At 67.8% G+C, this 26,215-nt stretch carries 22 protein-coding genes, 1 pseudogene and 1 riboswitch; of the genes and pseudogenes, 11 read left to right on the forward strand and 12 right to left on the reverse strand.

What is annotated here, in order from left to right; translation table 11 throughout:
• Nucleotides 1-81 precede the first annotated feature (81 nt).
• Together V9G04_09820 and V9G04_09825 are read left to right on the forward strand one after the other, a co-directional pair.
• Entirely contained in the window at nt 82-1,950 is a 1,869-nt protein-coding gene (locus V9G04_09820) for a protein-arginine deiminase family protein (protein ID MEI2713567.1), read from the forward strand.
• Between the two features lie 23 nt (nt 1,951-1,973).
• Nucleotides 1,974-3,515, forward strand: a complete 1,542-nt coding sequence (locus V9G04_09825) for an alpha/beta fold hydrolase (protein ID MEI2713568.1) — start codon at nt 1,974-1,976, stop codon at nt 3,513-3,515.
• A gap of 22 nt (nt 3,516-3,537) precedes the next feature.
• Here V9G04_09825 and V9G04_09830 read toward each other — a convergent pair whose 3' ends face one another.
• From V9G04_09830 to V9G04_09845, 4 genes and pseudogenes are all read right to left on the reverse strand, one after another.
• Nucleotides 3,538-3,687: a hypothetical protein gene (locus tag V9G04_09830; protein MEI2713569.1), complete on the reverse strand. Its 150-nt coding sequence runs from the start codon at nt 3,685-3,687 to the stop codon at nt 3,538-3,540.
• A gap of 171 nt (nt 3,688-3,858) precedes the next feature.
• Nucleotides 3,859-5,067: a hypothetical protein gene (locus V9G04_09835; GenBank protein MEI2713570.1), complete on the reverse strand. Its 1,209-nt coding sequence runs from the start codon at nt 5,065-5,067 to the stop codon at nt 3,859-3,861.
• Nucleotides 5,068-5,684: 617 nt separating this feature from the next.
• Nucleotides 5,685-7,559: a translation elongation factor 4 gene (lepA, locus tag V9G04_09840; protein ID MEI2713571.1), complete on the reverse strand. Its 1,875-nt coding sequence runs from the start codon at nt 7,557-7,559 to the stop codon at nt 5,685-5,687.
• Nucleotides 7,560-7,707: 148 nt separating this feature from the next.
• Nucleotides 7,708-8,247 (reverse strand): annotated as a pseudogene (locus V9G04_09845) (maleylpyruvate isomerase family mycothiol-dependent enzyme).
• Nucleotides 8,248-8,292: 45 nt separating this feature from the next.
• On the opposite strand from V9G04_09845, the gene V9G04_09850 reads away from it, so the two are divergent.
• The 4 genes from V9G04_09850 to rpsT all read left to right on the forward strand — a co-directional run bounded on the left by V9G04_09850 (nt 8,293) and on the right by rpsT (nt 10,979).
• Entirely contained in the window at nt 8,293-8,811 is a 519-nt protein-coding gene (locus V9G04_09850; GenBank protein ID MEI2713572.1) for an SRPBCC family protein, read from the forward strand.
• Nucleotides 8,808-9,758: a phosphotransferase gene (locus V9G04_09855; protein ID MEI2713573.1), complete on the forward strand. Its 951-nt coding sequence runs from the start codon at nt 8,808-8,810 to the stop codon at nt 9,756-9,758. The genes V9G04_09850 and V9G04_09855 overlap by 4 nt, the downstream gene beginning before the upstream one ends.
• 79 nt (nt 9,759-9,837) lie before the next feature.
• Nucleotides 9,838-10,033: riboswitch (cyclic di-AMP (ydaO/yuaA leader) on the forward strand.
• Nucleotides 10,034-10,325: 292 nt separating this feature from the next.
• Entirely contained in the window at nt 10,326-10,559 is a 234-nt protein-coding gene (locus tag V9G04_09860; GenBank protein ID MEI2713574.1) for an NlpC/P60 family protein, read from the forward strand.
• Between the two features lie 159 nt (nt 10,560-10,718).
• Nucleotides 10,719-10,979 carry a 30S ribosomal protein S20 gene (rpsT, locus tag V9G04_09865; protein MEI2713575.1) on the forward strand — a complete coding sequence of 87 codons (261 nt, stop codon included), beginning with the start codon at nt 10,719-10,721 and terminating at the stop codon, nt 10,977-10,979.
• A 62-nt stretch (nt 10,980-11,041) separates the two neighbouring features.
• Here the strand turns inward: rpsT and holA are convergent, their stop codons facing one another.
• The 6 genes from holA to V9G04_09895 all read right to left on the reverse strand — a co-directional run bounded on the left by holA (nt 11,042) and on the right by V9G04_09895 (nt 19,321).
• Nucleotides 11,042-12,025, reverse strand: coding sequence for a DNA polymerase III subunit delta (gene holA / locus V9G04_09870; GenBank protein MEI2713576.1), 984 nt, complete (start codon nt 12,023-12,025; stop codon nt 11,042-11,044).
• Between the two features lie 44 nt (nt 12,026-12,069).
• Entirely contained in the window at nt 12,070-14,319 is a 2,250-nt protein-coding gene (locus tag V9G04_09875; protein ID MEI2713577.1) for a ComEC/Rec2 family competence protein, read from the reverse strand.
• A 13-nt stretch (nt 14,320-14,332) separates the two neighbouring features.
• Nucleotides 14,333-15,175, reverse strand: coding sequence for a ComEA family DNA-binding protein (locus tag V9G04_09880; protein ID MEI2713578.1), 843 nt, complete (start codon nt 15,173-15,175; stop codon nt 14,333-14,335).
• 100 nt (nt 15,176-15,275) lie between these two features.
• Nucleotides 15,276-16,136: a DegV family protein gene (locus V9G04_09885; GenBank protein MEI2713579.1), complete on the reverse strand. Its 861-nt coding sequence runs from the start codon at nt 16,134-16,136 to the stop codon at nt 15,276-15,278.
• A 69-nt stretch (nt 16,137-16,205) separates the two neighbouring features.
• Nucleotides 16,206-18,701, reverse strand: a complete 2,496-nt coding sequence (gene leuS, locus V9G04_09890; protein ID MEI2713580.1) for a leucine--tRNA ligase — start codon at nt 18,699-18,701, stop codon at nt 16,206-16,208.
• A gap of 185 nt (nt 18,702-18,886) precedes the next feature.
• Nucleotides 18,887-19,321, reverse strand: a complete 435-nt coding sequence (locus tag V9G04_09895) for a DUF4870 domain-containing protein (GenBank protein MEI2713581.1) — start codon at nt 19,319-19,321, stop codon at nt 18,887-18,889.
• Between the two features lie 199 nt (nt 19,322-19,520).
• Between V9G04_09895 and V9G04_09900 the strand changes: the two genes are divergently transcribed.
• Genes V9G04_09900 through V9G04_09915 form a run of 4 tightly spaced genes read left to right on the forward strand, consistent with a single transcriptional unit; the run spans nt 19,521 to nt 22,965 of the window.
• Nucleotides 19,521-20,078 (forward strand): helix-turn-helix domain-containing protein, encoded by a 558-nt coding sequence (locus tag V9G04_09900; protein MEI2713582.1) that lies wholly within the window; start codon nt 19,521-19,523, stop codon nt 20,076-20,078.
• A complete protein-coding gene (locus tag V9G04_09905; protein MEI2713583.1) occupies nt 20,075-21,304 on the forward strand; it encodes an MFS transporter in 1,230 nt (409 codons plus the stop codon). The genes V9G04_09900 and V9G04_09905 overlap by 4 nt, the downstream gene beginning before the upstream one ends.
• Nucleotides 21,305-21,313: 9 nt before the next feature.
• Complete coding sequence (locus V9G04_09910) at nt 21,314-22,075, forward strand: 3-oxoacyl-ACP reductase family protein (protein ID MEI2713584.1); 762 nt, start codon at nt 21,314-21,316, stop codon at nt 22,073-22,075.
• Entirely contained in the window at nt 22,072-22,965 is an 894-nt protein-coding gene (locus V9G04_09915) for a cadmium-containing carbonic anhydrase (GenBank protein MEI2713585.1), read from the forward strand. The genes V9G04_09910 and V9G04_09915 overlap by 4 nt, the downstream gene beginning before the upstream one ends.
• On the opposite strand, the gene V9G04_09920 is transcribed toward V9G04_09915, so the two are convergent.
• A complete protein-coding gene (locus tag V9G04_09920) occupies nt 22,932-23,582 on the reverse strand; it encodes a response regulator transcription factor (protein MEI2713586.1) in 651 nt (216 codons plus the stop codon). The genes V9G04_09915 and V9G04_09920 overlap by 34 nt on opposite strands.
• Nucleotides 23,579-24,535 (reverse strand): sensor histidine kinase, encoded by a 957-nt coding sequence (locus V9G04_09925; protein ID MEI2713587.1) that lies wholly within the window; start codon nt 24,533-24,535, stop codon nt 23,579-23,581. Before V9G04_09925 ends, V9G04_09920 begins: the two co-directional genes overlap by 4 nt.
• A 172-nt stretch (nt 24,536-24,707) precedes the next feature.
• On the opposite strand from V9G04_09925, the gene V9G04_09930 reads away from it, so the two are divergent.
• Complete coding sequence (locus tag V9G04_09930; GenBank protein ID MEI2713588.1) at nt 24,708-26,213, forward strand: potassium/proton antiporter; 1,506 nt, start codon at nt 24,708-24,710, stop codon at nt 26,211-26,213.
• Nucleotides 26,214-26,215: the final 2 nt, after the last annotated feature.

Here is a 26,215-nt window from a genome sequence, read left to right on the forward strand (position 1 = left end):
GGGGAGCGTAACCGTGGCTTGTCACGGTCCTGTGATCCGCGTGCGGTGCCGACGAGACATCGCCCGATCAGCCTGATCGGCATGAACCTCAACCTGCGCCAGTCCCTGGCCACCCTCGCGCTCCTGCCCCTGGCCGTCGCCCTCACGCCTGCCGTCGCCCACGCCGACGGACCCGCCTGGACAGCCGACGTGCGTGCCGACGCCAACCGCGACGGCGTCGTGACCGCAGCCGACGAAGCGGTCGAGGACTCGGCTGCGGCGATCGTGCTGCCCAACCTCGACGACGACTCGCGACGCTGCCCCTCGAAGGTCAAGGTGCCGCTGCCCAAGCCGCCCAAGGCACCGAAGAAGGGGGCACCCAAGTCGGAGTTCAAGGCGTACAACAAGGCGATGAAGGCGTACGAGAAGAAGCGCAGTGCGGTCGGCCTGAAGATCGACCGTCGCCTCAACGCCTGCAACGACGCGACGGATGCGAAGGTGAACGGCGCGGCTGACGTCGCTGATCTGGCGCCGATCACGACGGTCCCGTTGCCGGACGTCCCCGCTGATGCCACCGGCACACTTCGCCTCGACACCACCCGTGCCCGACTCTTCCAACAGGTCGCCGACGGCTCCTGGCGCATGGTCACACCCTCGACCCGGCTGACAGCGCAGCAGTTGCGAGACGGCGTACGCCTTGGGGTCGAGGCCAAGGACATCAACCGCGATGCGGCGACCTGGAACGGGCGCGTCAAGGTCACCCTGGAGGTGACCGCTGGGTCGCAGCGCACCGCCGACACCGTCACTCTCAGCGTCGCGCCGATGTTGTCGCACACTCATCTCCAGCGCGCCGAGATGATGCTCGCGCCGCAGCCGATGTCGGTGCGCAAGGACAGCGCGATGAAGCGATTCAACGCCCAGTTGACCGAGGTCGCACACCAGGCGGGTGTGACCGGGGGCGTGAAGGTGATGCCGACCGAGGAGGCCTGGCAGCAGGATTATGTCGAGCCGATGTACGTGTCGATGCCGACGTCGTCGGGCACGCACTCGATCCGGCTGCTGCTGCGTTCACACCAGAACCGCGACACCGGCCACGCGCTGTATTCGTTGCGCGGCAAGGACGTCGGGGTCGTATGGCAGGGCAAGGAGGTCGAATACAGCACCCTCAACTCGATGGGGAACTTCGAGACGATCCCGCCCTTCAGCCACGCGGGCAAGACGTACGCCTCCGGCCGGATCATCCTCGGCAGGGACGAGGAGAAGAACGACCACGGCCAACTCTCCACCCAGATGCTCACCATGCTCGCCGCCCAGGGTGGTGTCGAGGGCGGCATCCAGCAACCGCTGATCCTCAACACCGGCTGGCTCGGGGTCGGTCACGTGGACGAGTTCTTGAGCTTCGCGCCCGCCGACACACCGCGCGGCTGGCGCCTGCTCGTCGCCGACCCGATGGCCGCGATCGACCTGCTGCGCCAGGCCAAGCAGGCGGGACATGGTGACACCAACGTCGATGCGCGGATGAAGGGCGACGCCTACAACCTGACGGTGGCCGAGGCGTTGCGACCCGGACGCAAGGGCCTGGTGGACGCCAACGAGTTCGCGACCGGTCGGATCGCGGCGAACGTGGAACGGATCAAGGCGGCGACCGGCCTCACCGACGACGAGATCGTGGGGATCCCGGTGCTCTATCGCGGGGACTACCCCTCGAAGGCCAAGCACCCGGCCCAGGTCTCGGCGTACCTGCCCGGCGCGATCAACTCCCCCATCATCAACGGTTACGTCGCTGCCCCGCGCCAGTTCGCGCTGCGCGTCGACGGCCGCGACGTCTTCGCCTCAGCAGTCAAGACTGCGTACGCCAAGGCTGGGCTCAAGGTCGGCTGGGTCGACGACTACTACAGCCACCACAACGGCGGCGGCGAGGTGCATTGCGGCTCCAACACGCTGCGCGACATGGGCCAGCAGTGGTGGTGAGGGTGACTACTAGCGTTAGCGCCATGATGCGTACGCGGGCTCTACCAGCCCTTGCCTGTCTCAGCCTGGTCCTGACCACCGCCGCTTGCAGCGGCAGCGGTTCCGAGCCCGAGGCGACCAGCTCCTCCACCACCACGTCGTCGACTTCCGCGCACGACACCGGCTTCGAACCCAGCCCAATCTCATGGAGCAAATGCAAGGGCGGTGACTTCAAGGGGTTGAAGTGCGCGTCGCTGGAAGTGCCGCTCGACTACGCGGACCCGACCGGCGCCCAGATCTCGCTGGCGCTCAGCATGCTGCCTCACAAGGGCGAAAAGTCGAGAGGCGTGCTGCTCAGCAACCCGGGTGGTCCCGGCATGCCGGGACGCGCGCTGCCCGTCACGCTGGGCGAGTCCGCCAAGGTGCTGCGGTCGTACGACATCATCGGCATCGACACCCGCGGCATCGGTGGCAGCACGCCCGCGATCGACTGCGGCAAGCCTGATGGCGGCGCGCCCACTAAGCCGCCCACCGAGGACGCGGCCTTCGCGCAGTGGGAAAAGGCGGCGGCCGACTACGCCCGGCGCTGTGCCGATGGACCGAGCAAGGCGCTGCTCCCTCACGTCTCGACCGCCAACCTCGCCGAAGACATGGACTCCGTACGCAAGGCGCTCGGCGCCGACAAGATCAACTACTGGGGCATGTCGTTTGGCACCCATCTCGGCCAGACGTACGCCACCTTGCACCCCGACCGGGTCGAAAAGATGCTGCTCGACGGGGTGACCGCGCCGGACCTGAACTGGAGCACGATGGGGTGGCAGCAGGTGGTCACGCTCAACGACAACCTGGCTCGCTTCTATGCCTACCTGGCGCAAAACGACAAGGTCCTCAAGCTGGGCTCGGATCCGGCGGCGATCGCGACCAAGGTCAAGGCCCTCTTTCGCAAACTCCAGCAGAAGCCCACGGGTGATCTGGGGCCTGACCAGTTGTCTGGTGCACTCAACCAGGCGGCGTACGGCACGGGCTTTTGGACCCTCGTCGGCCCTGGTCTGAGCGCTGCGATCAACGACGGCGACTTCCGGGTGCTCGCGGGGCTGGCCTCGCCTAGCGATGGCGCGGAGGCGGGCTATCTCGCGGTGACGTGCAACGAGAGCCAGTGGCCCGACTTCGCAGACTACGTCGAGGAGGCCAAGGCGGCAGCGGTGAAGGCTCCGTACTTCGCCTGGGGCGAGGCCTGGCTGACGGCACCCTGCGTCACCTGGCCCGGTGATCCTGTCGAGAAGGTGACCATCGACGGCTCGGCGTTCACCGCCCCCGTGCTGCTCTACGGCGAGACCTACGACGGCGCGACTCCCTTCTCCGGGGCGCTTGCGACGCGTGCGGCCTTCCCCAGTGCGGCACTGATCGAGGGCAAGGACGGCGTCAACCACGCCGCCAGCGCCGGCACGACTGGTTGTGCGAAGAAGGCGATCAGCACGTTCTGGGCCGATGGCACCCTGCCCGAGCGCAAGACCGGCGACCAGGCCGATCTGATCTGCCCGGTCGCCGCTCCAGCTAAGCCGATGCCGATGCCGACGCAAAAGTAGCGCTCTCGCTGAACTCGACGCCTCAGGGGGCAGACCCCGGACTCGCCAGGCGATGAGTGATCGTCGCGGCGACGATGCCGACGACCAGGGGTACGACCATGGCGAAGCGCAGCCCACCGTGGTGGGCGATCAGCCCCACGATCGGCGAGGTCATGAAAAACCCGATGCGCATCAGCCAACTCATCATGCCCGACCGGGATTGGCGACACCGGGCGGCGCAGTGTCTGGAGAAAGCCTGCAGTACGGCGGCGCGGCATCCCCTCGTGACAACACCGGATATCCCAGCCACCGCTCTCACGGAGATCCGGGCGGTCGGCGTCCGCGTGCATATCGCGGACGTGGATCACCCGCGCGAGTAGTCGTCGGCAATCTGGAGAGCGGGTCCGGTGACGTAGAGGTCGACTTCGTCGGGTGCGGTGAGCATGATCCGGGTTTGGCGTGGGGTGAGTAGGTGGGTGCCTTGGTGGTCGACGAGGGCGCAGATGCCGTGGGGGGTTTGCCACAGGATGCGGCCTTGGCCGGCCGCGCGGGCGCGGTAGCCGCCGAACGTTTTCCATCGGTGATGTGTCCGTCTGAGCGGCTGGCTGTTGGTGGTGCTGGTCTGCCCGGGTGGGCCGCTCTCTTGGTAGGGGCTGATGTGGTCGAAGTCGACGCTGCTGCGGGTGGCGGTCCGGTTCGCGTAGGGGAACGTGTCGCCGCCGGTGAGGAGCCAGGTGTGGTCCTTGAGTCGGTCGGGGTGCTCGTACCGGTCGACCCGGGTGTCGGCGTGGAGGTCGAGCACGGGCTGGAGTCGGATGTCGGCGTGCCCGACCAGATCGGCCAGGGCACGTACGAGGACCGGGCCGATCGCCTCGACTCGGGCGACGCCGTGCTGGTCGAGCAGGGCGGACGCGTCGAGGTGGACGAACAGGGTCGCGCCCGCACCACGTAAGGCTTTCAACTGGGTGACTGACATCGCGGACAGTCGGCCGATGATCCGGTCGAGCCGATCCGTGGCCCACGCAGGCCTCGCGTCGTCGTCGCGGGGTTCGTCGTCGAGAGCTTCCTCGGTGTGGGTCAGCAGCAGCTCGAGGAGTTCGGCGGGGCGGGCGAGCCACCCGAACGCCAACGACCTGAGTTCGTCGTGGTTGTGCTCCCCGCCGAGGGTGAGGGCGAGGATGTCGGCGACACGCTCGACCATCGCGTCGACCCAGGCAGCATCGCCGGCGGTGACTTTTGCGATCACATGCCGGTAGCCCTGCTCGTCGGCCCGCGAGAGCCGGACGTAGCGTTCGCGGGCGGCGTGCTCTCGGGCCATGGCGGCCGCGTCGGGGTCGGCTTCCAGGATCTTGGCGGCGGCGATCTCGAACACCGTCGAAGGAGTGTGTCCGGCGATTGCGGCGGCCACGGCGCGGTCCACGATCGCGACCGACGCCAACGGCACCGCACGCGACAATGCCGCGACCCGGCGCGCCACCCACGGTTCGCACTCCAGATCCAGCACCCGACGCCAGGTCAACGGCAGCCGGTGAACCAGATCCAGGGCGTCGGCGACCTGGTGCCGCACCGTCATGGTGTGCACCTGCGTCGCAATCGCAAGCTCCCGGCAGCGCGTACTCCCGCACCCCCGGGGTGCCGTCACCACCGGGCGTGGTCATCGGGTCCCGCTCACGGATCGACTCACCATGCAGCACCGCCCACTGGGCCGCGATCAGCAGTTCGTCCCGGCCGGTCTCACGGCGGCGTCGTACGCCATCTTGCGCGGCAGCCAACACGGCCACGGCGTCGAGATCGGCGTACGGATTCATGCCACTGATTCTATCGCACAGATGTTCGATATAGAATGGTCTGGCTGGGTTTATAGACCAAAGTCTTGGTTCGGGTGGTGGTGTGGTTTCGAGACGGCGCTACGCGCCTCCTCAACCACCGGGGCCAGTAGCTCCTCAACCACCGTGGCGGGTCGGGTGGGGTGGTTTCGAGATGCCGCCTGCGGCGGCTCTTCAACCACCGGGCGGGCGTTTCCCTCAACCACCGGGTGGGGGTGCAAATCGGTGGTTGAGGAGCGAGCGGAAGCGAGCGTCTCGAAACCACCACACATGCGCACGGGGGTGTGGTTTCGAGACGCCGCCTGCGGCGGCTCCTCAACCACCGGTTCGGGCGGCTCCTCAACCACCGGGCGGGTGTGAGCAGTTACTTCTTGCCGGACTTCTCCGCAGGCTGAGTCGTCGACAGCGCGGCTACGAACGCCTCGGGTGGGACCTCGACCGAGCCGATGTTCTTCATCCGCTTCTTGCCCGCCTTCTGCTTCTCCAGCAGCTTGCGCTTGCGGCTGATGTCACCGCCGTAGCACTTGGCGAGCACGTCCTTGCGGATCGCGCGGATGGTCTCGCGCGCGATCACCCGGGCACCGATGGCAGCCTGGATCGGCACCTCGAACTGCTGGCGCGGGATCAGGTCCTTGAGCTTGGAGGCCATCATCACGCCATAGGAGTACGCCGCATCGCGGTGCACGATCGCGCTGAACGCGTCCACCGGCTCGCCCTGCAACAAGATGTCGACCTTGACCAGGTCGGCCGCCTGCTCACCCGAGCGCTCGTAGTCGAGCGAGGCATACCCCTTGGTCCGCGACTTCAACTGGTCGAAGAAGTCGAAGACGATCTCGCCCATCGGCAGGGTGTAGCGCATCTCGACACGGTCCTCGGACAAGTAGTCCATGCCGAGCAGCGAGCCGCGCTTCTGCTGGCACAACTCCATGATCGTGCCGATGAAGTCGCTCGGCGCGAGGATCGTGGCGCGTACGACCGGCTCGCGCACCTCGTCCACCTTGCCGTCGGGGTATTCGCTGGGGTTGGTCACCTCGACACTGCGGCCGTCGTCGAGGATCACCTCGTAGACCACGTTGGGTGCGGTCGAGATCAGGTCGAGGTTGAACTCACGCTCCAACCGGTCTCGGGTGATCTCCATGTGCAACAGGCCGAGGAAGCCGCAGCGGAACCCGAAGCCGAGCGCGCCCGAGGTCTCCGGTTCGTACGTCAGCGCGGCATCGTTGAGTTGCAGCTTCTCCAGGGACTCGCGCAGCGTCGGGTAGTCGTCTCCGTCGATCGGGTAAAGCCCGGCGTAGACCATCGGGTTGGGGTGCTTGTAGCCGCCGAGAGCTTCGGTTGCACCGTGGTGCTGAGAGGTGACGGTGTCGCCGACGCGCGACTGACGTACGTCCTTCACGCCGGTAATCAGATAACCGACCTCGCCGACGCCGATGCGGTCGCCCTTGACCGGCTCGGGGCTGATCACGCCGACCTCGAGCATCTCGTGGACGGCGTTGGTGGACATCATCTTGATCCGGTCGCGGTGGGTCAGGTGGCCATCGACCACGCGGACATACGTCACGACGCCGCGATAGGTGTCATAGACGGAGTCGAAGATCAGCGCGCGCGGCGGCGCGGTCGGGTCGCCGACCGGCGCGGGGGTCTGCTTGACGATCTCGTCGAGCAGCGCCTCGACTCCCATGCCGGTCTTGGCGCTGGTGAGCAGCACCTCCTCGGGCTCACAACCGACCAGTCCAGCCAACTCTGCGGCGTACTTGTCGACATTGGCGCTGGGCAGATCGATCTTGTTCAGCACCGGAATGATGTGCAGGTCGGCGCCCATCGCCAGATAAAGGTTGGCCAGCGTCTGCGCCTCGATGCCCTGGGCCGCGTCGACCAGCAGGATCGCCGCCTCACACGCCTCCAGCGAACGCGACACCTCATAGGTGAAGTCGACGTGACCGGGGGTGTCGATCATGTTGAGCACGTACGTGCCCGGCTCGGCGCCCGCGTCGTTGCCCTCGGCGACCGTCCACGGCATGCGTACGGCTTGCGATTTGATAGTGATGCCGCGCTCGCGCTCGATGTCCATCCGATCGAGGTACTGCGCGCGGGCGGCGCGCTCGTCGACGACGCCGGTCAGTTGCAGCATCCGATCGGCCAGAGTCGACTTGCCGTGGTCGATGTGGGCGATGATGCAGAAGTTGCGGATGATCGCGGGGTCCGTCGAGCCCGGCTTGGGCGCGTTCTTCAGGCTCAACGTGTTGCTTTCGACGACGTACGGCGGGCAGGTCGAGACATCCTCCCATCACCGCCCACACCGGACGAAGTCGGCGCGTCAGCGACCTCGCAGGATCGCCACGCCGTCCCCGGCGAGACTCGTCTAGCGCCGCCGTGCGGCCGGTGGCCGCCATCAGCAGCGAGAGCAGCGGTCCGCTGACCTCGGGTCCGTCGCCGTAGCTCCAGTCGGCGTCGGTGGCGCGCAGATTCACCCCCGCGATGCGACTCTTGGTGCCGATCAGGGTGTTGGACGTCTTATAGAAGTCGAGCACGTCGATCACGGCCTGCTGGGGGTAGTCGTGCTTGATGCCTAGCGGGCGACGGATGTCTTCGGCATGCACGATCGTCTCGCCGAGCCAGGACAACTTCGGTCCGGGGGGCGCCTTGCGGGAGTCCTTGATCGCGCGAAAGTTTGCCAGCGTGTCAGCCGGGGTGGCACCAAGATTTTGGTCGACCCCCAGTTGGATGAACTTGCCGAAGTTGAAGCCGGTGGCGATCAACCCGCCAAAGAACCCACCCACAGTCGTCTTCGCGGTCTGGGTCATGTGCGCCAGGGTGTCGCGCACGCTCCAGCCGTCGTTGAGTGAGGGCGTACGCCACTGTTCTGCGGTCAGTGCGGCCAGATCCTCGGCCAGGGCGCCGCGTTCAGCGGCCACGATGCTCCACATCTCACTCACGCGTGGATCGTACGCCCGTCCCCGTACGCTCGGTTCATGTCCAATAAGTCTCTTCCAGGATCGATCCTGCACGCCGCCGGCCAAGCGCTCTCCGGGAGCCTGACCGACGAAGTCACCGTGCACATCGACGCCACCCCCGAGCAGGTCTGGGCGCTGGTGAGCGACGTGACCCGCATCGGGGAATTCAGTCCCGAGACGCTGACCGCTCGCTGGACCCGCGGTGCGACCGGACCGGAGGCAGGCGCCTATTTCAAAGGACAGGTCAAGCGCAACGGCGTCGGCCCGACCTATTGGACGCTGTGTCGCGTCGATGTCGCAGATGAGCCGCGTCAGTTCGAGTTCACGGTCGTGGTCAAAGACCAAGCGGTGAATACGTGGGGCTACCGGATCGTGCCGGCCAGCAGCGGGGTGGACGTCACCGAATACTTCAAGCTCGACCCCAATCCGGCACTGCGGCTGTATTGGCTGCTGCTCGGCTGGGCTCGCGGCGGGACCAACCGCGAGGGCATGCGTACGACGCTGGAGCGGATCCGCGCGGTCGTCGAGGCCGAATGAACGCTCCACGCGCGGCGGGCGTACGCACTCCCTGGTCGGCCATGCCCGCCGCCATCCACGCCTGGGCCGAGGATCTGCTTGGCTCACCGGTAACCGACGTCCGCGAACAGGTCGGCGGCATGTCACCCGGTTGCGCGACGCGGCTGGTGGCCGCCAACGGCGAACGCCTCTTCGTGAAGGCGGTCGGCGCTGCGCTGAATCCCGACACCCCGACCCTCTTCCGACGCGAAAGTGCCGTGCTGACCGCGCTGGGAGATGATCCGTTCTGGGCGCGTCTAATCGACACCTACGACGACGGCGACTGGGTGGCGTTGGCGCTCGACGACATTGAGGGCACCCTGCCCGACCTCACCAACGACGCGACGTTGGAATGGGTCTGCGAGGAGACCGACCGCCTGGTCGGCAGGTTGGCGACGTACGCCATCTCGCCTGCTGTGGCTCCTGGCGCCGGACCGCGTCCGGCTGCCGAACCGTTGCTCAACTGGGCTTCCGCCTTTGATCACCTCACCGAACTGCCAACCGATGCGCTGCCCGCGGCGGTAGTGGCGCACGCGCCAGCGTTGCAAGCCCTCCTTCGAGATGCCGCCGAAGAGACCTCCACTCAGCTGGCCCACTTCGACATCCGCAACGACAACCTGCTGGTACGCGCGGACGGCTCGTTGGTCTTCATCGACTGGGGTATGGCCATGGTCGGCTCGTCCTGGCTGGATCCGTTCGTCGTACGCCTCGAACGCGCCGAGTTGCCCTGGTTCGATGAGTCCGTAGCGGCCTCGCCATTGCTGCAGGAGGCTGGCGACGACCTCGTCACGGCGCTGCTGGCCGGGATCGGCACCCACCTGGTGTGGCGTACGCAGACGGCCGTCGACATCGGCCTCCCCACCCTGCAGGAGTTCCGAAAGCAGGAATCGCGCCGGTTCCTCGCCGGTGCCCAACGCCGACTGACGTGACCGAGGTCCTACGCGTGTCGATTGGCGCGGGGGCCTACGACTTTCGTAGCGTCATCGGCTGATTCAAAGATCAACCAGTCCCGGACGAATGCCGAGTCCTGCCCGGTCCGGACTGGCCCCGTGCAAGGAAGCAGTCGGGCAGGAGTGGGGGACCCACAGGTTCCACGCCCTTGCGAGCAGCGCTCGTGACGGCTCGGGGTGAAGCCACCGACTGGTGGCGGGGCACTTTCCAGCCCTAACCCGACAGCTCACCTCACAGGCGTTGGAGAGGTTCCCTTATGACTCATCGCGCCCTTTTGCGTGCCCTGACCACCCTGTCGGCTGCCCTGGCCCTCGTCGCGACCACGTTCTCGCTCGCCCCCGCCGGCGTAGCCCACGCCCCATCAACCGAGCAGACCAACGTCGTCGCGCGTACGGCTGGCGCCAGCGTCAGCACCCGCGTGCTGCGCGCCAAGAACATCGCACTCGGCCAGCTCGGCGACCCGTACGCCTACGGTGCGGCCGGCCCGCACCGCTTCGACTGCTCAGGTCTGGTGTTCTTCGCCACCCACGCGGCGGGCTTTCGCGGTGTCCCCCGTACGTCCGGAAGCTCAGGCCGGCTTCATGCGACCGATCGCCAAGTCGCGGATGCGCCCGGGCGACTTCATGTTCTTCTACGGCCGCGGTGGCGTCTACCACGCCGCGATCTTCCTCGGCTGGGACCGCGGTGGTGCTCGAATGGTGCACGCCCCCGGCTCCGGTCGTCGGGTGAGCGTGGCGCGGCCGTGGACGACCAGCTGGTTCGGTCGTACGCTGCGTTGAGCCGAGGCTGACCGGGTGCCGCCGGATTTGGGCGGCCTCCGGGCCCGCTGGTAGCGTGGCCCATCGCGTGTCCGGCGCCCGCCCCCGCCTTTCGGGGAAGCCGCGGCAGCCGCACCCAAGACTTCACTTTTCACTGACAGAGCACCCGAAGGAACACCTGTGGCAAACATCAAGTCCCAGATCAAGCGGATCAAGCAGAACGAGAAGCGCCACGAGCGCAACAAGGCGGTCAAGTCCGCCCTCAAGTCCGCGATCCGCAAGTTCCGCGAGGCCGCCGAGGCCGGCGAGAAGGACCAGGCCATCGAGCTCGGTCGCGCCGCCAACAAGGCTCTCGACAAGGCCGCGTCCAAGGGCGTGATCCACAAGAACCAGGCCGCCAACCGCAAGTCGGCGATCTCCAAGAAGGCTGCGTCGCTCTGATCTGAGCAACGCCCGCCGCAAGACCCGATCAGGTTCCTGGTCGGGTCTTCGTCATTTCGCGCTCACCGCACTTCACGCAACTCGGTGACCGTGAGCACCAGCCGCTCCAGCGTGTAGGGCGCGTCGTGTGCCTTGCCCTTGATGTCGGCATCGGCCTCGGCGATGGCACGCAGCGCCAGCCCGATCCCGCGTGGGGTGAAGCCCTTGGCCTGGGGTCGCAGCGACTTCAACTTCCAGGGAGGTACGCCGACCTGTCCGGCCAGGGCACCCTCCGACAGCCCGCGCGGCGCCGCGATGAGTTTGGCGATCCCGCGGGCACCGCTGGCGAATGCCGAGGTGATCAAGACTGGCGAAGTGCCGCCGTCGATCGCCCAGCGCAATTCTTCCAACGCCTGAGCGGTCCTCCCGAAGAAGGCATGGTCGGCGACCGCGAACGACGTTGCCTCGGCCCGGCCACCGAAGTATCGCTTCACCTTGTCGGTGGTCAGTGGCTCACCCGGGAAGTCGGTGCCGAGTTGGCGGATGGCCGCCGCGAGACTGCGCAGGTCCTGGCCGACGGCTTGCACCAGGAACTCGGCGGCACCCTCGTCGAGTTTCGTGCCGAGCCCGCGGGCCTCCGCGACCGCCCACCGGCCCATCTCCCAGCCCTTGACCTCGGCAGACTTCACCTCGGTGACGGTGCCCAACGCGCGCAGTTTCTTGAGCAGTCCGGAGCCTTTGACGCCTCCGCCGTGCACGAGCACGAGAGCGACATCGTCGGCTGGAGTCTTGGCGTAGTCCACGATCCCCGCCACGGACTCCTCGGGCAGGTTCTCCAGCGCACGCACGACCACGCCACGCGTCGAAGAGAACAGCGACGGCGCGGCCAACTCCCCCAGTGCCGCCAGGGTGAGGTCGCCCGCAAGGGTCTCGGAGAGTTCGGCTTCCGCGTCGTACGCCCGCACCGCAGTCTTCACCGCCGACACGGTGCGCTCGTTGAGGAACTCCTCCTTGCCGGTCACCAGTGTGATCCGACCCAGCACGTCCTCGGCTCGTGTTGCTCTCATCGTGTGGAAGCCTGCCACATGGCACTGACAACAGTGCGGGCCGCTCAGCGCGAGGTCAGCACGCTTATCGCTCCTTCCTCGGGGATGATCGCGACGTCGCCCTCAAGGTCCGTACGCAGCACGCGGGCCCCAGTGGCCTCAAGGGCAGCCAGCGTCTGCGGCGCGGGGTGGCCGTAGTCGTTGTCGGCGCCGACCGACACCACCGCGACGCCGGCGCCGAGCGAGGTGAGGAAATCCAGATCCTGATATCGACTGCCGTGGTGAGGCACCTTCAGCACGTCGACCTGGAGGCCGGGCAGAAGCCGCGCCAGGCGCGCCTGGGCCGCGGGCTCGATGTCACCGGTCAACAGGATGCGTACGCCCCTCTTCTCCACCAGCCAGACGACGCTGGCGTTGTTGGCGGCGCTGCCTTCCAACCCGAGCAGCGCACGCGGGTCCGCGGGCCACACCGGCTGCCAGGTCAGGTCGCCGAGTCGCTCGGGAGGTCCGTACGCGCGCTGGACCGACCCGGACGTCCGGCCCTCGATGACCCCGGGCAGCCCGTCGACATGGTCCGCGTGATCGTGGGTGAGCAGGATCCGGGGCACCGACCGGATCCCGGCGCGCCCCAGGCAGCGGTCGACGGCTGCCGGGTCCGGTCCCGCATCGACCAGGACACCTCGACCGTGTCCCGCGTTCAAGACGAGCGCGTCGCCTTGCCCAACGTCGCAGGCGATCAACACCCAATCGTCGGGAGGCCATCCTGGCGACGGCGGTCGTGCGAACAACACCAAGGCGGACAGCAGACCGAACGCCAACGCAGCGCGGCGACGCCGCAGCACGGTCGGAGCGAAGCCGGCCATCAGCAGGCACAGCAGGGTCAGCGCCCCCACCGACCAGGCGCCGCTGTCCCAGGTGACCGCTGCCCCAGGCAACCGGGCGCCTATCTCGGCGACGCGCACGATCCACCCCGCGCAGATCGCGGCCAGCGTCCCGAACAGTGCGCCCGCCGGAGCCCAGATCATCCCGGCCAGACCTCCGAGGAGCCCCAACACCGTGACCGGACCGACCACCGGCGCCACGGCCAGGTTGGCGGCGACCGCCACGAGGCTGACCTGACCGGAGATCGCGGCCACGACCGGGGTGCAGGCCAGTTGCGCGGCGAGCGGAATCGCGATCGCCTCCGCAAGCCATCTGGGCAGCCACCCGTTCAGCGCATCGCGACATGCAGGGCCGAGCAGCAGGATGCCCCCGGTCGCCAACACCGAGAGCACGAAGCCCACTGAGCGCGACATGTCGGGATCGAGCAGGAGCAGCGCGATCACCGCCGCGCCGAGCGCGCGGGTGCCCCGACTGCGCCCGTTGCTGCCCAGTCCGATCAAGGCCACCGAGCCCATGGCTGCAGCGCGTACGACGCTGGGTTCGGTGCGCGCCAGCAGCAGGAAACCGCCGATCCCGATCAGCGCGAGCGCGTACACACCGCGACCGCGCACCCCCAGCCATCGCCCGCCCACAATCAGGAAACCCACCAGAAGGGTCAGATTGGTTCCGGACACCGCCGTCAGGTGAGTCAGGCCGGTCGTCCGGAAGTCGTCTTCCAGGTCAGGGGCCATGCCGGCGTCGTCACCCACCACCAGCGCCGGGACCAGCGCACGTTGATCGGCAGGGCGATGGGCGACGCTGGCGCGCAACGCGGAGCGTACGGCGGCAGCTGCCCGCCACCAGACGTCCGCCTCCTCTAAGACCTGCGGCGAACCTCGTGCCCGGATGACGCCCGCCAACTCGGAATCATCGGCGGGCGTGGCGATCCCCCGAAACGCCACCCGGGTGCCGAGCGGGACCTCGCGCCATCCCGGGTCGCCCAGGACCAGCACCCGAGCCCGCACTCGGTGGGCATTCCCGCGCCCCGCCACCTGCTCCACGCGAAGGTGCAGCATCGCGTAGTCGGCGAACCTCCCACTGCGCACCCTGGGATCCGAGACAACGACTCCGTGAATCTGCACGGTCGTCGTGGCATCGGCCAGACCCGACAGCGGATCGCGCGCGAGCTGGGACTTCTGCAAGCCTCCGATAGCGAGCACGGCGAGAGCCAGGACCGCCGAGCCGAGGGCGAGCCAGGCGCGAGGCGCGCTGCAGTGCCGCACGGCGACGGCCACGGCAACCACGACCAGGACCCCCAGGACGGTGGTGACCCTGCCCGGCGCCGTCGTCGCCACCAAAGCCGCGGCCCAGGCAGCCCCGGCCGGCACCAGGAGTCGCAGATCGAGCGCATCGGTTCCCTCGGCCAGCGTCGTGCGTGCCGTGACGGTCAGCACAGCCGCGGTCTCGTCACAAGGTCACCAGCGGAGCGAGATCGGCCAAGGTCGCCTCCCCGATGCCGTTGACCTCCAGCAACTCGTCGACGGAGGTGAAGCCGCCATTGCTGTCACGCCAGTCGAGGATGGCCTGGGCCGTCACCGGTCCTACGCCCGGTAGCGTGTCGAGCGTCGCCAGATCTGCCGAGTTGAGACTGACCAGGGCACCCGGCGCACCAGTCGCCGTCCCCGCCGCGGATGCCGCAACGCCCGGGGCGGGAGATATCCCGACCAGGATCTGTTCGCCATCGACGAGCGGCCGGGCCAGGTTGAGTCCGGCCAGGTTGACCCCACGCCGCGCGCCACCGGCCGCCTTCAGCGCGTCGACCACACGTGCTCCCCCGGGCAGCACCGCGATGCCTGGACGCCGTACCTTCCCCGCGACATCGACGATCAACTCTGTTGTCGTGGTCGGGCTCGCGCTCGGAGCCGAACCCGCCGCCTCGGCAGGCGTTGCCAGCACCGGCGCTGCGACGGGCTCGGCCGGCGCAATGGTCTCGGGCGAGGAGCGCACGATCAGCCAGCAGGCGATCGCCAGAGCTGCCGCGACGGTGAGCGCCAGCACGGTCACGTGGGCGGGTGCCAGGCTGACATCGCGCAGCGCCGGAGGCAGCCGCACTGCCACCAAACCTCCCCGTCGACGGACATGCCGGCCGGGGATCGGCACCTCGACCGCTCCCTGGGCAGCCTCCGCGTCCGCCGTCGGCCTGATCCGCGTCGGCTGATGCTCCCACGGCGCCAGTTCGGCCGGGCTCGAACGCACCGAGGCGAGTCGACGGGCCACGATCTCGGCCGGGTCAGAGGTTGGCGTACGCATGCCTCGACGCTAGGCGCGTGCGCCGACGGCCACCGTCGTACGCGACGGGCCTGTGGATAACCGGTCCGCGGCAGGGACCTGTGGAGAAGAAGTGGCTTCGTTAGCGCCGTGGTGCCACGCAGACCGCGACCATTCCCGGCCCGGCATGCGCGCCGAGCACGGCACCGAGCTCACCGAGGATCACCTCGTCACCGCGCAGGTTGTCGGCCAACCGCGCACTGAGATCCGCAGCCAACGTCGCGGCACGCTCGGGATTCGCCAGGTGGTGGACGGCCACCTGCACGGGTCGCTCACCTGCTGCCTCGACCGCCAGGTCGGCCAACTTCGCCAGCGCGCGCGACGCGGTGCGTACCTTGTCCAGGGTCGCCACCCGACCCTCGCTGATCTGGAGCAACGGTTTGACCGCGAGCGCACCCCCGAAAAGTGCGGCGGCGGCCCCGACGCGTCCGCCGCGGCGAAGGTATTCCAAGGTGTCGACATACACCAACGAGGCGCAGTCCTGTGCCACCGCCAGAGCTGACGCCACGGCGTCGTCCATGGGCCCGCCCTCGCCCACGACCCGAGACGCCGCGATCGCGGCGAACCCGGTGGCGATGCCCACCTGGCGGCTGTCCACACAGCGCACGGGGATCGAGGCGTCCGCCGCCCCCAGTTGCGCTGACTCGAAGGTCCCGCTCATCTCCGCCGACAGGTGGATCGAAAGCACCTCGTCATAGCCTTCGGCGGCCAGGGATTCGTACGTCTCCCGCATCACCGCAGGCGCTGGTCGCGACGTCGAGACAGGTAGGAACTCGCGCAGTGCCTCGGCGATCTTGTCGGGCGCGACCTCCGGGGTGCCGTCGTCGTACGACGCGCTGCCCACGATCACCTGCAACGGCACCACCGTAATGTCGTGCGCAGCGGCGAGTTCCGGGGTGAGCGACGCCGTCGAGTCGGTGACGATCGCGATCCGGCCGGGCATGAGCGAAGGCTACCGGGCTGCCGGGGCGTGGTTTCGAGACGGCCGCCATGCGGCCTCCTCAACCACCGATCACACGACGAGATTCACCAGCTTGGGCGCCCGCACGATCACCTTGCGCACGGTCGCGCCGTCGAGGGCGCGTACGACGGCCGGGTCGGCCAGCGCCGCCGCCTCCAGGTCGGTCTCGCTGATGTCGGGCGCGACCTCCAGCCGCGCGCGCACCTTGCCCTTGATCTGCACGACGCAGGTCACAGACTCGTCGACCAGCAGAGACTCGTCCACGCCCGGCCAGCCGGCACGCGACACTGTCGGCTCGTGACCCAGCCGCTCCCACATCTCCTCGGCGGTGTAGGGCGCGACCAGCGACAGCATGATCGCGATGGTCTCGGTGGCCTCTCGTACGGCCGGGTCGGCAGGTCCGCAGCCGGAGTCGATGGCCTTGCGGGTGGCGTTCACCAACTCCATGACGCGCGCGACCATGACGTTGAAACGATAGGACTCGATCAGACGCGCGCCGTCGTGCAGCGTGCGGTGGGTGATCCGACGCAGGGCGACGTCGCCGCCGGCGAAGTCCACCCCGGGCGACGAGGTGACGTCGCCACTGAGCCGCCAGGCACGCTGCAGGAAGCGCAACGAACCGCCCGGCGACACGTCGGCCCAGTCGATGTTGTCCTCCGGCGGGCTGGCGAAGACCAGCGTCAACCGGATCGCGTCGACACCGAACTCCTCCAACTGCGCACCCAGGTTGACGCCGTTGCCCAGCGACTTGCTCATCTTGCGGCCCTGGTTGATCACCTTGCCCTGGGACAGGTACGCCGAGAACGGCTCGTCCCAGGTGATCAGGCCCATGTCGCGCAGTGCCTTGGTGAAGAAACGCGAATACAGCAGGTGCAACACCGCGTGCTCGTCGCCGCCGATATACAGATCGACCGGACCCCACGCGTTGGCCAGGGTCGAGTCGAACGCCTGGGTGTTGTCGTGTGGGGACAGATAGCGCAAGAAGTACCACGACGAGTCGACGAACGTGTCCATCGTGTCGGTGTCGCGAGTCGCGGGCCCACCACAGGTCGGGCAGGAGACGTTCACCCACTCCGCGGCGCCGCCCAGCGGCGAGGTGCCCTTGGGCTTCAGATCCGCGCCCCGCAACTCGGGCAGCAGCACCGGCAGTTGGTCGTCTGGGACCGCGACCTCGCCGTCGACAGGACAGTGGATGATCGGGATCGGAGCGCCCCAATAACGCTGTCGCGACAGCAGCCAGTCGCGCAGCCGGTAGTTGACCGCGCCCTTGCCTGAGCCGGCGGCCTCCAGGAAGTCGATGGTGGCGCGCTTGGCGTCGGCCACCGACAGGCCGTTGATGTCCAGGTCGCTCGTGACCCCAGGAGCCGGCGAGTTGATCGCCGCGCCCTCGCCCGCGTACGCCTCACCGTCGAAGTCCTCGGGGACCTCGGTCGTACGAATGATCGGCAGGCCCATCTGCGTCGCGAACTCCCAGTCGCGCTGATCCCCGCCAGGAACGCCCATCACCGCGCCGGTGCCGTAGTCGGCCAGCACGTAGTCGGTCGCCCAGACCGGCATCGGTTGCCCCGTCACCGGATTGATCGCCTGCACACCCAGGTCCACGCCCGTCTTGGGGCGTTCGGTGGACAACCGGTCGATGTCGGAGGCCTTGCGGGTCTCTTCGCGGTACGCCTCGAACGCCTCGCGTCGGGCGTCGCTGACCAGCGACTCGGCCAGTGGCGAGTCCACGGCGATCACCATGAACGTCGTGCCGAAGATCGTGTCCGGGCGCGTGGTGTAGACCCGCACCGGGTCCTGACCCTCGATCGCGAAGTCGACGTGTGCACCCTCGGAGCGACCGATCCAATTGCGCTGGGCGTTGACGACCTTGCCGATCCAGGTGTCTTGCAGTTCGTCCAGATAGCGCAGGTACTCCTCGGCGTACTTAGTGGTCTTGAAGTACCACTGCGTCAGGTCGCGCTTGGTGACCATCGCGCCGCAGCGTTCGCAGGTGCCGTCGGCCAGCACCTGCTCGTTGGCCAGCACGGTCTGGTCGCTGGGGCACCAGTTCACCGGCGAGTTCTTGCGGTACGCCAGTCCCTGCTCGCGCAGTTTCAAGAACAGCCACTGGGTCCAGCGGTAGTACTCCGGGTCGGAGGTGTTGAAACGACGCGACCAGTCGAAGGAGCATGCGTAGCGGCGGAAGGATTCGTACTGCGTCTCGATGTTGCCGTAGGTGTACGTCGCCGGGTGCTCGTCGTTCTTGATCGCGGCGTTCTCCGCGGGCAGACCGAAGGAGTCCCAGCCCATCGGGTTCAGCACCTCGAAGCCCTGCTGCCACCAATACCTGGCGATCACGTCGTGCAGCGCGGTGACCTCGGCGTGGCCCATGTGCAGGTCGCCTGAGGGGTAGGGGAACATCGTCAGGGCGTACTTCTTCTCCTTGCGCCCCGACAGCACGGCCTCGTCGTCGGCACGGAACTGGTCGAGCCGCTCCCAGACGGGCAGCCACTTCTCCTCGACGGCATGGATGTCGTACGTCGCCTGCTCCGGCGTTGCCTCGGTCATCAGTCTTCTCCTGGTCGGTCCTGCAGTTCGGGCACAAAAAAACCCCTCAGAACGAGGGGCAGCCGCATCGATGTTGGTGCGTTATCGACGCGGCAGGATAAGAAGCAGGACCTGGCTCATGTCGCCCATGGTAACCCAGCCCACGCAGTGGTTCGGGGGCCGGGCTACCAGCAGACGCGGTCGGTTCAGCTGACGAACCGGATCGTCATCGGCGGGTCCCACCAATCGCCGTTGTTGGCCTTCATCAGACCGATGATGTGCAGCACGGCCGCGAACAGCGGCGCAGCCATCAGCAGCGGGATCAGCACGATCAAGGCGATGCCCAAGGTGAGGATGCCGATCACCACGGCAGCAATGGTGAGCCCGATCAACCACAGGAACATGGTGATCTGGATATTGAGCGAGTTGGCCGAGTGTGCGCGTACGAACGGGCCACGATCGCGATAGAGCAGATAGACGACCAGCGAGCCGAGGAAACCCAGGAAGCCGGCGCTGAAGAACATCGCCGCGAGGGCGGCACCGTGCGCCACCACCGACCAGGTCTTCTCGTCACCGGGTGTCATGGCTTGCGGCGGCGTCGCGTAGGTGGGCGGCTGGCCGTAGTCGGGCTGCTGGGTCATCTCTCCCCCAAGGGTGTCGGGACCGCTGCTGCGGGCTCGATATCCACATTAACCAGCGGAACCAACGGATTTGTTCCGCCCAAGGGTGGACTCAGGGGCATCTCGGGGTCCATTCGGGGCTCACCCTCCAAGAACCATTTGACAGTGCTGTTCTCGCGCGGTCATCATCAACCGTCCAACGATCCTTGGAGGGTGACCGATGGCCGCCGAACTCACCGACAACGCAGCGATCTCCGCGCTGCGCTCAGTCGCGCATCCCGTACGCCTGCGCATCCTCTCCTTGCTGACCGCCGAAGCCATGAGCGCGGCGGAGGTCGCACGCACCCTCGACCTCACCCACGCCAACGCCAGCTATCACCTGCGCGTGCTCCACGACGCCGGTGAACTCATCATCGAGGGCGAGGAGAAGATCCGCGGCGGCACGGCCAAGCGTTATCGCTATGTGGTCGGCGGCGATCCGGAGCGTCCCTCCTCTCCCCCCAGCCCCGAGGACGAGATCGCCTGGCAGCATGCGACCGGCCACGAGGTCGTCCGCCGACTGGGCCAACGCGTGACCGGCCCGGGCAGTTCGTCGGACATCGAGACCTGGGTGGAGCCGGAGACGTGGCTCGAGGCCGTTCGGCTGATCCGGTCCGCGATGAACCTGCTCCACGAGCACGCTCGCCCTTCGCACACGGGAGGAACTGTGCACGTCAGCGCCTCGTCGCAGGCATTCCTGATGGCTCCGAGCGAGTGGCCACCGGGGGTGGCGCAGTGACCTGGCGCGCGTCGCTCGCTCCGCTGCGCGATCGCAACTTCGCCTGGTATTTCGGGTCGCGGTTCGTCAACACGCTGGGCAACATGATGGCCAACATCGCGTTGGCCTTCGCGGTCCTCGATGTCACCGACTCTGCATCGGCTCTTGGACAGGTGCTCGCCGCGCACACGATCCCGATGATCGTGCTGCTGCTGTGGGGCGGCGTGATCTCCGACCGCTTCCCACGCACGCTGGTCTTGCAGTTCTCCAACATCACCTCGGCCCTCGCCCAGGGCCTGATCGCGTTGCTCGTACTCACCGGCACTGCCGAGTTGTGGTCACTGATCGTGCTGTCGGTGATCCACGGCGCGGTCTCGGCGATCGCCCTGCCTGCGATGGCGAGCATGGTGCCGCAGTTGGTCCCTCGCGATCAGTTGCAGTCGGCCAACACTCTGCTGTCGATCACCCGCAACGGCATGACGATCATCGGTCCGACCATCGGCGGCCTCCTCGTCGTGACCGTCGGCAGCGGGTGGGCGCTGGCAATCGATGCCGCAACCTGGGCGCTGTCAGCTGCGCTGTTGTTGGGCGTACGCATCCCCGCCCGCGAGCCCAGCGAGGCGACGCCGGACACGTGGCGCGAGTTGCGCGAGGGGTGGACGTACTTTCGCTCCACCACCTGGCTCTGGGTCGTCGTGCTGGGTTTCGGGGCGCTCAACCTGATCCACAACGGCGCTTGGTTCGTGCTGGGACCGGTGGTCGCGCAGGAGACGATCGGTCGCCAGGGCTGGGGCTATGTGTTGTCGGCCGAAGCCGCCGGCCTGTTCCTGATGGGCTTGATCCTGCTGCGTGTGCGACTCGAACGACCGCTGCGCTACGGGATGCTCGGCATCTCATTCATGGGCGTGCCCATGGTCATCCTCGGCGTCGAGCCCCATCTGGGAGCGCTGCTGGTCGGTGCGTTCATCGGTGGGCTGGGCATCGAAGTCTTCGCGCTTGGTTGGAACCTCGCGATGCACGAGAACGTGCCCGAGGAGATGCAGTCACGTGCGTGGTCTTATGACGCGCTCGGCTCGTTCATCGCGATGCCGATCGGACAGATGGCGTACGGCCCACTCGGCCACCTTTTCGGCTATCGCGACGTCCTCCTCGTCAGCGGGGTGGCGTACGTCTTGTTATGCGGGCTGGTGCTGTGTTCGAGGTCGGTGCGCGACCTCCCGAGGGCGGTCGAGCACGCGGCGGGCTAGGGTCCGACCATGAGCGTTCTCGACATGTTCCGCCTCGACGGCAAGGTCGCGATCGTCACGGGTGCCTCCTCGGGCCTCGGCGTCGCGTTCGCCCACGCGCTAGCCCAGGCCGGTGCCGATGTGGCGCTCGGCGCGCGCCGTGCGGACAAACTGGAGAGCGTGGCGGATGCCGTACGCACCAATGGGCGCAGCGTGCACACGGTCGTCACCGACGTCGCCAAGCCCGAAGACTGCGACCGGCTTGTCGCCGAGACGATGGAGCGTTTCGGCAGGGTCGACATCTTGGTCAACAACGCGGGAGTGGGCACCGCTGTCCCGGCCACGCGCGAGACACCCGAGCAGTTCCGCGACGTGATCGACGTCAACCTCAACGGTTCCTATTGGATGGCGCAGGCCTGTGGTCGGGTGATGCAGCCCGGTTCGTCGATCGTCAACATCTCCAGCGTGCTCGGCCTCACGACGGCTGGGCTCCCCCAGGCCGCGTACGCCGCCTCCAAGGCGGGCATCATCGGCCTCACCCGCGACCTGGCCCAGCAGTGGACCGGGCGCAAGGGCATCCGGGTCAACGCGATCGCGCCGGGCTTCTTCGCCTCGGAGATGACCGAGCAGTACCCCGACGGCTACCTGGACATGATGGGCATCCGGATCCCCGCCGGCCGCAAGGGCGACGGTCGCGAACTCGCCGCCACCTTGGTCTGGTTGGCCTCCGACGCGGGCGGCTATGTCACGGGCCAGACCGTCGCCGTCGACGGCGGCATGACGATCACGTGAGCGGTCGTACGACCCTCGCCGCCGCCCGGATGGGAGAGGTGACCTGGCCGGGCAGCGTTGGAGCCGACGCGCTTGCCCCGGCACTCGAACTGGAGGCGTTCTTCGTCCCTACCACCTCTCAGCATCGCTCGCGTTGCGTGGATGGGCGGCACAACCCGGACGTGCAGGAAGGCACCCTCGGTCCGCAGGCGGCGGGCGGCGCCCCGGGAGCGGCGATCGCCTGGCGTCTCGCCGTCGACCAGGACGCCCTGGCCGACAGTACGTTCGTCGCCGACGCGCAGCGGATGGTGCTCGCGTGCACCGATGTCGGCCTGAGTCCCGGCGGGCATCGTGACGATTCGGCATCGGGCAGCCTCGTCGGCTGCGGCGCGATCGACGGGCTGAGCAGCGTCCTCGACGCGCTCACCGACCGCACGCTGGTCGCCGATCTCAAACGACTGACCCGCCTGCTGCTCGGCGACGACTTCGACCGTGACCACTTCCTACGCGTCCTCGGCGCCGCAGTGGTGTTGCAGGGTCGTTCGGACAGCTACTTCGAGGGTCGCGGTGAGGTATTGACCTGGCTGGAGGAGCGCGATCCGGGCAGCGTGCCGGTCTTGGAGGGCAGCCATCAGGAGACATGTGTCGTGGTCAACCTGGTGCCCGACACCACGTTGGCGTCCAACCGATACGCGCAGGCGCAGGGGACGCAGGCGTTCGGCTTCGACCTCTGGAGCACTCGCAGTCTCGCCACCGCGCTGCTGCCCGGTGCCGCGCAACAGGTCGAGCAGGCCCGTTTCCTGCACGCACGCGTGATGCTGACTGTGGCGACTTTCATGGCGCTGACCGATGGTTCACTGCCCTTGCTGATCCGCGATCAGGGCTCGATCAGCCCGGCCCGGATCGCATAACGGGTCAGCTCGGTGCGATCGCGCATCCCGAGCTTGTTCAGGATGTTCTCGCGGTGCCGGTCTACGGTCTTGACCGAGATGCTGAGCAGCGTGGCGATCTCACGTGAGGTTCTCCCCTCCGCGATCTGCTTGACGACCTGGTCCTCACGTGGCGTCAGGACCGCAGTCGGCAGCCGCTCCCCGCGCCGAGCGCGCGCGAGATAGTCGCGTACGAGCGCACTCTCGACACCCGGATAAAGAAACGACCGGCCCTGCAACGCCGCCCGGCAGGCATCGACGAGGTCACGGTCGGCCACCGATTTCAGGACGTACCCCGACGCTCCCACGCGCAGCGCCTCATAGAAATACTGCTCGTTGTCGTGCATCGACAAGATCAAGATCTTGGGTGCGTCACGGCGTCTGGAGATCTCGGCTGCGGCTTGGAGGCCGGTCATGGTCGGCATGGACACATCGAGGATCGCCAGGTCGATCGCCTGGTCTCGGACCATCGCGACGGCCTCGGCGCCGTCCGCTGCCTCGGCGACGACGGTGAGATCGGGTTGCTGGTCCAAGATCAGGCGTACGCCCTGCCGTACGAGCGCGTGATCGTCGGCCAGGAGGACCCGGGCCGCCGTCACCGCACGACTCCCGGCACCAGCAGGCGTACGCGCGTGCCCCCGCCCTCCGCGCCGGACACGGTCAACTCTCCGCCGACCAACGCAGCCCGGTCACGCATCCCCGCGACACCGGTGCCCTCGACGGCCCCGGTCGACCCGATGCCGTCGTCGGTGATCACCAGTTCGACCTCTGACCCCAGGGGAGCCAACGTGACCTCGACCTTGCCCGCCCGAGCATGACGAGCCACGTTGGTCAGCGCCTCCTGCGCAACCCGGAAGAGGACCAACTCGGTCGCTTCGTCGAGATGCGGGAGCGCAGGACTGAAGCCGCGACTGATCGCCACGTCGCCGGCACCGAACAGGTCCTCGATGACTGACGCCAGGGCACTGCGTAAGCCAAGCTCGTCGAGCACGTGTGGGCGCAGACGCCGCGCCACCGCCTTCACCTGGTCGAGGCTGTCACGCGTGGCGTCGCGGGCCCGCGTCAACGCGGCCGAGCGTTCGTCATCCGACGCCTGCTCGGCCAGACCCAGCGCCAATAGCGCCACCGTCAGCGACTGGCCCACTCCGTCGTGGAGCTCCTGCGCGATCCGAGAACGCTCAGCCTCCTGAGCCGTGAGCGCCTGCAAGGCAGCCGAGCGCTGCTCCTCGGCGATCCGGTCGAGCAGGCCATTGACCGCGCGCCCGATCCGTTGCGCCGGCTCGGCGCGCGGCACCGGCACGTCGGCGAGCCCGTCGGCAAACTCGACCGATCCGGCCAGTTGATGCAACGGGCGGAAGGTGAGTCGCAGGAGCAGTGCGTTGGCCACCAGCATCACCCCGAGCCCGCCGGTCAAGATGACAGCCTCCGCGAGCACCGGGCGCGACGAGACGGTTGCCGGCGAGGCGACCAGGGCCGCTGTGCCGAGCAGGAAGACGGCTCCGTTGAGGAGCAGGACTCGCCAAAACAGCGGTAGCGCTCGCTCGGTCTGCATGGCTCAAGGGTGCCGCATCGACGCGAATGGGGGCTGGACCCCATGTTGCGAGCCGGGCCTGACCGGCAGACTCGAGGTCAGCGGGCCCCCTGGCTTCTGCCGCCGATCCAGCGCTGGGCGTCGGGGGGACCCGACCAGACACTTAAGGAAACATTGTGAGCGGCCCGCCCTGATGAGTCTCGAACTCTTCATCCTTGGCGCTGCCCTGGTCATTCTGGCCGGGGTGGCGGCCGTACGTGTGTCCGCGCGCGCGGGCCTGCCGAGCCTGCTGCTCTATCTCGCGATCGGGTTGGCAGTCGGCGAGTCCGGCCTCGGGCTTCCGTTCGAGGATGTCAACCTCACGATGATCCTCGCGACGTTGGCCCTGGCCGTGATCTTGGGTGAAGGCGGGTTCAGCACCCGGTGGGAAGACGTACGCCCAGTCGCCGGCCTGGCGGGTCTACTCGCCACCTTGGGTGTGGTGGTCAGCGTGCTGGTCACCGCCGCGATCGCCTACCTCGCGCTCGACGTCGACGTGCGGACGGCGCTCCTGCTCGGCGCGGTCGTCGGCTCTACCGACGCCGCCGCGACCTTCTCGGTGATGCGTCGACTCCCGATCCGGCCGCGGTTGCGCGCCACCTTGGAAGCCGAATCGGGATTCAACGACCCTCCCGTGATCATCTTGGTGACGGTTGTGGCCAGTGACGCCTGGCATTCGGCCAACGGCTTCGCGATCGCGGGCCTGATCGGCTATCAACTGATTGCCGGTGCCGTGCTCGGCCTGGCGATCGCACGGATCGGTCAGGAACTACTGCAGCGCAGCGCGCTGCCCAATGCGGGCCTTTACCCGTTGGCCACCGTCACGATCCTGTTCCTGGCGTTCGCAGTGGCGGGCCTGGCCGGCGCGAGTGGCTTGATGGCGATCTATGTCGCAGGTCTGTGGCTGGGCAACGCCCGACTCCCGCACCGGCAGTCGACGGCCGGTTTCGCCGAGGGTCTCGGCTGGCTGTCTCAGATCGGTCTCTTCGTGATGCTCGGGCTGCTCGCCAGCCCGTCGCGACTGCCAGACGCCCTGCTGCCCGCCGCGATCGTAGGGCTCGGCCTGACCCTGATCGCCCGCCCGCTGTCCGTGGTCCTCTGCGCCTCGTGGTGGCGGATCCCGTTGCGCCATCAGGCGTTCTTGTCGTGGGCGGGGCTACGCGGAGCTGTCCCGATCGTGCTCGCCACCATCCCGATTACTCAAGACCTGCCGTCGGCCTACCGGATCTTCGACGTGGTCTTCGTGCTGGTCGTGGTCTTCACGCTGATCCAGGCGCCGACGCTCCCGTGGGTGGCCCGGCGTACGGGCGTGACCGTGCAGGGTGTCACCCAGTCACTCGATCTCGAAGTCGCTCCTCTGGAGGCACTCGACGCCAACCTGGTCCAGTTCACGGTCCCGGACCGCTCGCGGATGGTCGGCGTCTACGCCACCGATCTGAGGCTGCCTGCCTCTGTTGCGCTGGCGCTGATTCACCGCGAGGGTCGCGTGTTCGTACCCGACGAGCACACCTCATTGCGCGCGGGCGATCATCTGCTGCTCGCAGTGCCTGAAGCCGACCGCGAGGCCACCGAGCAGCGGCTGCGTACGGTCAGCGAAGGCGGTCGCCTCGGTGCCTGGCTGGAGGAAGTCTCGTATCTCACCGCGGTCGTCAGGCGATAACC

The sequence above is a fragment of the Nocardioides sp. genome (assembly GCA_037045645.1).
Lineage (GTDB): Bacteria > Actinomycetota > Actinomycetes > Propionibacteriales > Nocardioidaceae > Nocardioides.

Excerpts from the sequence above, each read along its gene's own strand:
- V9G04_09825 (MEI2713568.1), top strand. The coding sequence starts at position 1,974 with ATGATGCGTACGCGGGCTCTACCAGCCCTTGCCTGTCTCAGCCTGGTC.
- V9G04_09880 (MEI2713578.1), bottom strand. The coding sequence starts at position 15,175 with ATGCGTACGCCAACCTCTGACCCGGCCGAGATCGTGGCCCGTCGACTC.
- V9G04_09835 (MEI2713570.1), bottom strand. The coding sequence starts at position 5,067 with ATGACGGTGCGGCACCAGGTCGCCGACGCCCTGGATCTGGTTCACCGG.
- V9G04_09855 (MEI2713573.1), top strand. The coding sequence starts at position 8,808 with ATGAACGCTCCACGCGCGGCGGGCGTACGCACTCCCTGGTCGGCCATG.
- V9G04_09820 (MEI2713567.1), top strand. The coding sequence starts at position 82 with ATGAACCTCAACCTGCGCCAGTCCCTGGCCACCCTCGCGCTCCTGCCC.
- V9G04_09925 (MEI2713587.1), bottom strand. The coding sequence starts at position 24,535 with ATGCAGACCGAGCGAGCGCTACCGCTGTTTTGGCGAGTCCTGCTCCTC.
- leuS (MEI2713580.1), bottom strand. The coding sequence starts at position 18,701 with ATGACCGAGGCAACGCCGGAGCAGGCGACGTACGACATCCATGCCGTC.
- holA (MEI2713576.1), bottom strand. The coding sequence starts at position 12,025 with ATGAGAGCAACACGAGCCGAGGACGTGCTGGGTCGGATCACACTGGTG.
- V9G04_09885 (MEI2713579.1), bottom strand. The coding sequence starts at position 16,136 with ATGCCCGGCCGGATCGCGATCGTCACCGACTCGACGGCGTCGCTCACC.
- V9G04_09910 (MEI2713584.1), top strand. The coding sequence starts at position 21,314 with ATGAGCGTTCTCGACATGTTCCGCCTCGACGGCAAGGTCGCGATCGTC.
- V9G04_09895 (MEI2713581.1), bottom strand. The coding sequence starts at position 19,321 with ATGACCCAGCAGCCCGACTACGGCCAGCCGCCCACCTACGCGACGCCG.
- V9G04_09930 (MEI2713588.1), top strand. The coding sequence starts at position 24,708 with ATGAGTCTCGAACTCTTCATCCTTGGCGCTGCCCTGGTCATTCTGGCC.
- V9G04_09830 (MEI2713569.1), bottom strand. The coding sequence starts at position 3,687 with ATGCGCATCGGGTTTTTCATGACCTCGCCGATCGTGGGGCTGATCGCC.
- V9G04_09850 (MEI2713572.1), top strand. The coding sequence starts at position 8,293 with ATGTCCAATAAGTCTCTTCCAGGATCGATCCTGCACGCCGCCGGCCAA.
- V9G04_09900 (MEI2713582.1), top strand. The coding sequence starts at position 19,521 with ATGGCCGCCGAACTCACCGACAACGCAGCGATCTCCGCGCTGCGCTCA.